The organism is Anabaena sp. AL93 (assembly GCF_001672085.1).
Classification (GTDB): domain Bacteria; phylum Cyanobacteriota; class Cyanobacteriia; order Cyanobacteriales; family Nostocaceae; genus Dolichospermum; species Dolichospermum heterosporum.
The window spans coordinates 1-5,873 of record NZ_LJOU01000176.1 but is presented as its reverse complement, the minus strand read 5'-3'; the positions used below and the strand labels follow the sequence as shown (position 1 = coordinate 5,873).

The window sequence follows — 5,873 nt, the reverse complement described above, 5'->3', positions numbered from 1 at the left end:
GGGTAGGGGAGGTGGGGGAGGGAAGAACAGAGGTTTTTTTTCGATCATTACCCGTCAAAATAAATTTGACGAACTACTAGTAACAATTATACCTGCTGACAAGTACAAAGTGCCTGAATTGGCTAACTAGGGCTTGCTGAAAAAACGTAAACCGTAAATGAATCAAAGGTTTGAGGTTGATAAAAAGGAAAATAGGTGCAAGGTTTTTGAGGGGGTAGTACCAAAACGGAGTATTTTACCTCTAATAAACTTAAAAGTTTGGGGATGACAGATAGCTGAAACTGTCACCTGTCAACTGTCACCTGTCACCTCCCTTCACGAGAAGACTTATTCAGCAAACCCTAACTAATGATAATGATAAGATTTTCCAATGAAGCTGAGAAAAATCTCAGCCTGTTTTTGACTAGAGATGTTGTCCACAAGATTGATTTAATCAGGTTCTTGATTATTTCTGATCTTTGGCAGTCCTCATATTGACTAATTGATCAGGTTAAGAGAAACTTATAATTAACGAAGGTAAATACTAGTGAAAATAATAAATTTTGTAAAAACGATGAAATATATGTCCTTAAGTATGGGAAATTATGAGATAGGTGGCAAATTTGTATCTAAATTCCTATCCCTAAATTTTGAGCTAGTCTGAAATCAGGCAGCTAGGTTCAAATCTATTATCTAGGTTGGCTTTCAAAGCATGGAAACATTAGAATTCATCATTTATCCAGATGGTCGAGTACAAGAAAAAGTCACCGGTATTATCGGTGCATCTTGTGCTGAGGTGACAGCAGCCATAGAAGCCCAGCTAGGACGAGTGTTGAGTAATGAACCAACCTCAGAGTTTTTCGCCACTAACCCGCAGCAAAATAGTGTGGCGAATACACAAACCGCCCACAGCGAATGGTAAGTTTTCCAACTAGTTAATGTTCATTGATTACAAACCACTATGTCACACTTTAGCCAAATTAAAACACAAATCCGTAATCTAGAATCCTTGAAAGATGCCCTTTCCGATTTGGGAATAGACTGGAAACCTGGACCTTGTGAGGTGCGTGGTTATCGTGGTCAAACTCATGCAGCCGAAGTAACTATTGAACAGCAAAACGGCTATGACATCGGTTTCAGATGGAATGGTCAAGAATACGAATTAGTTGCAGATTTACAATATTGGCAACAAAATCTATCTGTGGACGGGTTTGTCCGTCAAGTAACTCAACGTTATGCTTATCAAACAATAGTCAAAGAAACCACTAAAGTTGGCTTCCAAGTGGCAGAACAACAGCAACAGGAAGATGGTTCTATTCGTCTAGTAGTACAACGCTGGAGTGCGTAATGTCTAATTTGCAGCCGTCGCCACAAGCAGAGGAATATAATCGTTCCGGCTTAGAACCAGAATTAGGGAGTTTTCTCCGAGATGTCCCTGAACGTTCTGGTTTAGAACCGGAATTAGGTGGATTGGTGCGGCAAAAAGGCGTTTATGTGGATGAAATTACCTGTATCGGTTGTAAGCACTGCGCCCATGTTGCCCGAAATACTTTTTTTATTGAGGAAGATTATGGGCGATCGCGCGTCATCCGTCAAGATGGAGACATAGAAGAGGTAGTTCAAGAAGCCATAGATACCTGTCCTGTTGATTGTATTCACTGGGTTGATTACACAGAACTTAAAAATTTAGAAGAAGACAGAAAATATCAGGTAATTCCTGTAGTTGGTTATCCAGTAGAACATGGTGTAGCCATTACAGAAAAACGCCGGAAAAAACAAAAGTTAAAAAAATCCAATCCTTAAATAACTTGACAATTTGTACTGATTATGCAGTTAAGCACTGGTAAAACCAGTGCTTTTATTTTATATCCCACATTCCGCACCCCACATCAAATTCAAATCTTTTATTTAGGGTTTGCTGAATGAGTTATCTGTGAGGGCTAACGCCACGCTGCGCTATCAGGAGGTAGGGGCGCAGGGCCTGCGCCCATTCAGGAGTATGGCTAACGCTACGCTATCAGCAAACCCTATTTAATTAACTTTGCTCTTTATTTTAGTTAACCTTGTTAAATCTTAATTAATCATATTATAGTCAAATTAAAAATGTTCTTTAATGTTGAAACGTGAACAGGTAAAGACCGTTAAGTTTTCATTCAAGAAGCTTGTGGGGAAGAGAAAATTTGTAGAATGAATAATAAGATTATTTCTACAACTGTGAAAAAGGGTCTTCAGATGTGATATGTGTGAATTGGAGTAAATTCCGTGCCAATGGAGATTTGAAGGCGTTTTGAACGGTTGTGTTTTGGCGTATAATAAAAGACTGTATTTGGCAAATTAAGCCGGATTTGTGACTCTCGCTGCTGACAAGTTTTGACAACAAAAATTTGTAATTGTTTTGGAAATTGTAATTTTAGGTTCGGGAATCTATGTTAACCAACTCGCAAACCCCCACTATCACAAAAGAATCATCTGATCTTCTCCCTGGAGTTAATGCTCAGGCTAGAGTCAGCCAGTTTATGCAAAATTTGCAGGATGAAATTACCCAAGGTTTAGAGAAATTAGATGGTCTGGGGAAGTTTCAGGAAGATAGTTGGCAGCGTCCAGAAGGGGGTGGGGGGCGATCGCGTGTACTGCGTGACGGAGCAATTTTTGAACAAGCAGGTGTAAATTTCTCTGAAGTTTGGGGTTCTCATTTACCTCCTTCGATTTTAGCCCAACGGCCAGAAGCTACAGGACATGGCTTTTATGCAACGGGGACTTCCTTAGTATTGCATCCACGCAATCCTTATGTACCTACAGTCCATTTAAATTACCGCTATTTTGAAGCAGGTCCAGTTTGGTGGTTTGGTGGCGGTGCAGACTTAACACCTTATTACCCTTTTGCTGAAGATGCACAACATTTTCATAACACTTTTAAACAAGCTTGTGATCAACACCATCCTGAATATTATCCTGTGTTTAAGCGCTGGTGTGATGAATATTTTTATCTGAAACATCGAGATGAAACACGGGGAATTGGTGGGTTATTTTTGGATTACCAAGATGGTCAAGGTTCTATCTATCGCGGTCCAGATCCCAATGGGGAAGCAGCGATTTATAGCAATCAGGTAGGTGAATTACCGTCGCGGAGTTGGGAAGATATATTTGCTTTAGTTCAAGACTGTGCTGGGGCATTTTTACCTGCTTATGTGCCAATTGCGGAACGCCGACATGGGATGGAATATGGCGATCGCCAACGCAATTTCCAATTATACCGTCGTGGTAGATATGTAGAATTTAACTTGGTTTATGACCGGGGAACAATTTTTGGACTCCAAACCAACGGTCGCACAGAATCAATTCTCATGTCTCTACCACCTTTAGTTCGTTGGGAATATGGCTACAAACCAGAACCTAATACTCCTGAAGCCCAGTTGTATGAGACTTTCCTAAAACCTCAAGATTGGATAAACTGGAAACCAAGTCAGGAATGAGCAATGGGTAATGGGTAATGGGTAATGGGTAATAGCAAGGAAGTAAAAAATAAAATATGTTTCCCCATACCCAGTTCCCAATCTCCAGTTATTTTTGTTAACCACCATGACAGCAAGTTACACTAACAAGTAGATTTGATATTCTGGATATAAGTTGATACTGCCTTACATTGAGCCTTTTGATTAGCAAATATTAGTAAAAAAGCATCGGTTCAATGATTAATATAGCTCAAAAAACCTGTACAACTGAAGACGGTCATACCGTCATGGTATTAACACCTGCTGGTCGTTTAGATATTACTACTGCTTGGCAATTTCGTCTCAAGCTACAGGAATGTATTTCTAAACACAGTCCTCATGTTGTTGTCAATCTAGGACAAGTAAATTTTATTGATAGTTCCGGGTTGACCTCTTTATTAGCCGGGATGCGTGAAGCTGATAAAATTAGTGGCAGTTTTCGGATTTGTAATCTTCATTCGGAAGCTAAACTTGTGTTTGAAGTTACAATGATGGATACAGTATTTGAAATTTTTGATACCGAAGAACAGGTTTTAAAGACTTCACCCCGGATTTTGGCGAGTCAATAGGATTTATCGGAAAATCCAAAATCTAAAATCTAAAATTGAATGACTTTCACGAATTAGGTCTGATTAGTTCATACTAGAGAAGAGGAATACGTCTTTACTAAAATTTTCTTTGTGAATAACGTCCGTACAGTATCTGATACAAAAAGAACCTTTTACACCCTTCATACCAGGCCAATTAACACTATTTACCGCCGGGTAGTGGAAGAGTTGATGGTAGAAATGCACCTGCTATCAGTCAATGTTGATTTTAGCTACAATGCCATTTATGCCTTGGGCGTTGTCACCACTTTTGACAGCTTCATGGACGGCTACCAACCAGAACAGGATAAAGAATCAATTTTCCGAGCAATTTGTCAAGCTGTGGAACAAGATCCCCAGGGTTACCGACAAGATGCCTCCAGATTGCAAGCTTTAGCTGTCAGTTTACCAGTTAAGGATTTGATTGCTGGTTTGAGTCGGGCAAATTCCCTAGATCAAGATGGGGACTTGCAGCAGCAATTAGAAGCAGTGGCTACCAATTCCAACTTTAAATACAGTCGCTTATTTGGTGTTGGTTTATTTGCATTATTGGTACAGTCAGATCCTGAACTGATCAAAGATGATAAACAAAAGAGTGAAGCACTCAAAGCGATCGCTAACGGGTTAAATATCTCTGAAGATAAACTCATCAAAGATTTAGAACTATACAGTTCCAACCTGGAAAAAATGGCGCAAGCACTCATAGTCATGGCAGATATTTTGACAGCAGATCGCAAAAAGCGGGATGCTTTAAAGTCAGCCTAACTATCAGCACCATCCCGTACCAATAAATAAATTGGGAACGGGATAACCGTGTCAAGAAATCCCCCAGATAGCAAAAAGCCCGCCTAACATCAAAGTTTTTAGCGGGCTAAATAATTATTGAAAATTGAAAATGGAGCTTATGGGAGTCGAACCCATGTCCAAATTGGGTATTAACCCTCCACTCGTTCACAGGTTTAGCCTTTCTGACCCTCAAGGCGGGAATCGTTCATTATCCCGAACGTAGGATGCTCTGATTTAATCTTAGCCTTCAAGCCAACCAGAGAACGCTTGTTGGAGCATCCGTTGGGGGTTAGGTCTTTAATCCTTAACGGAGTCAAATTAAAGACGCTCGAACCTAAAAGAGGTTTCTTAGGCAGCTACTAGAGCTTCCCGACGAGCAAATTTTACGATATTGTTCGCATTTACTTTTTTTTTGAGTCTTTGATTTCCGAGAGATGACTCGCTCTCGACCTGAATCACAGAGTAGCTTTCGCCAACCTGTCGAAACCGTTAAAGCCCCATGCACTTCACACTTTTATTATAGTAGGTAATTTTGTAATTTGACAAATAAAAAGTATAGTTAAGATTTGCTGATAAGTAGTGAGACAGAATTAATTATACAATGTTATTGCGTAATCATTGCCTGGCGTTAGCCATATGGAACGAAGTGAAATGAAGCAATTGCCAGGGTTGTGATTGCTTCCCTGCGATCGCAATGACTGTCAATATTCTTGTCCAATTACTTAGCGTAGCTTGACACTCTCCGGTCTAAAGACGCGGAGATTCTATAGAGAGTTTCAGTCTATATCCCTCAGTTATCCCAGTTTCAGGCACTGCCTTAAATATTTGGGTTCTTGCCCTGATTTCGTTGGCCCTGGCGGGCGAAATCATATCTGACAAGCGTAACTTTCCGAGAGTCCCTCGGTAGCTTTTTATGTCTTTAGTGACAATATAGTTGTATCACGAATATGGATTAAAATCAATGCAGGATTTATCCTGCCTCTAGTACAAAACGGCGTAAATAAACCAACCATTCTAAATCCTCCAAAAG

At 40.0% G+C, this 5,873-nt stretch carries 6 protein-coding genes and 1 other RNA gene; 6 read left to right on the top strand and 1 reads right to left on the bottom strand.

The annotated features are described in order from the left end of the window. The first annotated feature begins 691 nt into the window (after nucleotides 1-691). From AN486_RS26010 to psb29, 6 genes are all read left to right on the top strand, one after another. A complete protein-coding gene (locus AN486_RS26010) occupies nucleotides 692-901 on the top strand; it encodes a DUF2997 domain-containing protein (RefSeq protein ID WP_053539079.1) in 210 nt (69 codons plus the stop codon). Between the two features lie 39 nt (nucleotides 902-940). Then, nucleotides 941-1,327: a DUF1257 domain-containing protein gene (locus tag AN486_RS26005; RefSeq protein ID WP_027400746.1), complete on the top strand. Its 387-nt coding sequence runs from the start codon at nucleotides 941-943 to the stop codon at nucleotides 1,325-1,327. Next, nucleotides 1,327-1,782, top strand: a complete 456-nt coding sequence (locus tag AN486_RS26000; RefSeq protein WP_053539080.1) for a ferredoxin — start codon at nucleotides 1,327-1,329, stop codon at nucleotides 1,780-1,782. The genes AN486_RS26005 and AN486_RS26000 overlap by 1 nt, the downstream gene beginning before the upstream one ends. A gap of 623 nt (nucleotides 1,783-2,405) precedes the next feature. Further along, nucleotides 2,406-3,452, top strand: a complete 1,047-nt coding sequence (gene hemF, locus AN486_RS25995; RefSeq protein WP_290603003.1) for an oxygen-dependent coproporphyrinogen oxidase — start codon at nucleotides 2,406-2,408, stop codon at nucleotides 3,450-3,452. 215 nt (nucleotides 3,453-3,667) lie between these two features. Beyond that, nucleotides 3,668-4,039, top strand: a complete 372-nt coding sequence (locus tag AN486_RS25990) for an STAS domain-containing protein (RefSeq protein ID WP_290603001.1) — start codon at nucleotides 3,668-3,670, stop codon at nucleotides 4,037-4,039. A gap of 111 nt (nucleotides 4,040-4,150) precedes the next feature. After that, entirely contained in the window at nucleotides 4,151-4,822 is a 672-nt protein-coding gene (gene psb29, locus AN486_RS25985) for a photosystem II biogenesis protein Psp29 (protein ID WP_168635462.1), read from the top strand. A 128-nt stretch (nucleotides 4,823-4,950) separates the two neighbouring features. On the opposite strand, the gene ssrA is transcribed toward psb29, so the two are convergent. After that, nucleotides 4,951-5,342, bottom strand: a transfer-messenger RNA (tmRNA) gene (ssrA, locus tag AN486_RS25980). Nucleotides 5,343-5,873: the final 531 nt, after the last annotated feature.

Bases quoted from the DNA above. Each gene is read 5' to 3' on its own strand.
- AN486_RS26010 (WP_053539079.1), top strand. From the start codon at position 692: ATGGAAACATTAGAATTCATCATTTATCCAGATGGTCGAGTACAAGAA.
- AN486_RS26005 (WP_027400746.1), top strand. From the start codon at position 941: ATGTCACACTTTAGCCAAATTAAAACACAAATCCGTAATCTAGAATCC.
- AN486_RS26000 (WP_053539080.1), top strand. From the start codon at position 1,327: ATGTCTAATTTGCAGCCGTCGCCACAAGCAGAGGAATATAATCGTTCC.
- hemF (WP_290603003.1), top strand. From the start codon at position 2,406: ATGTTAACCAACTCGCAAACCCCCACTATCACAAAAGAATCATCTGAT.
- AN486_RS25990 (WP_290603001.1), top strand. From the start codon at position 3,668: ATGATTAATATAGCTCAAAAAACCTGTACAACTGAAGACGGTCATACC.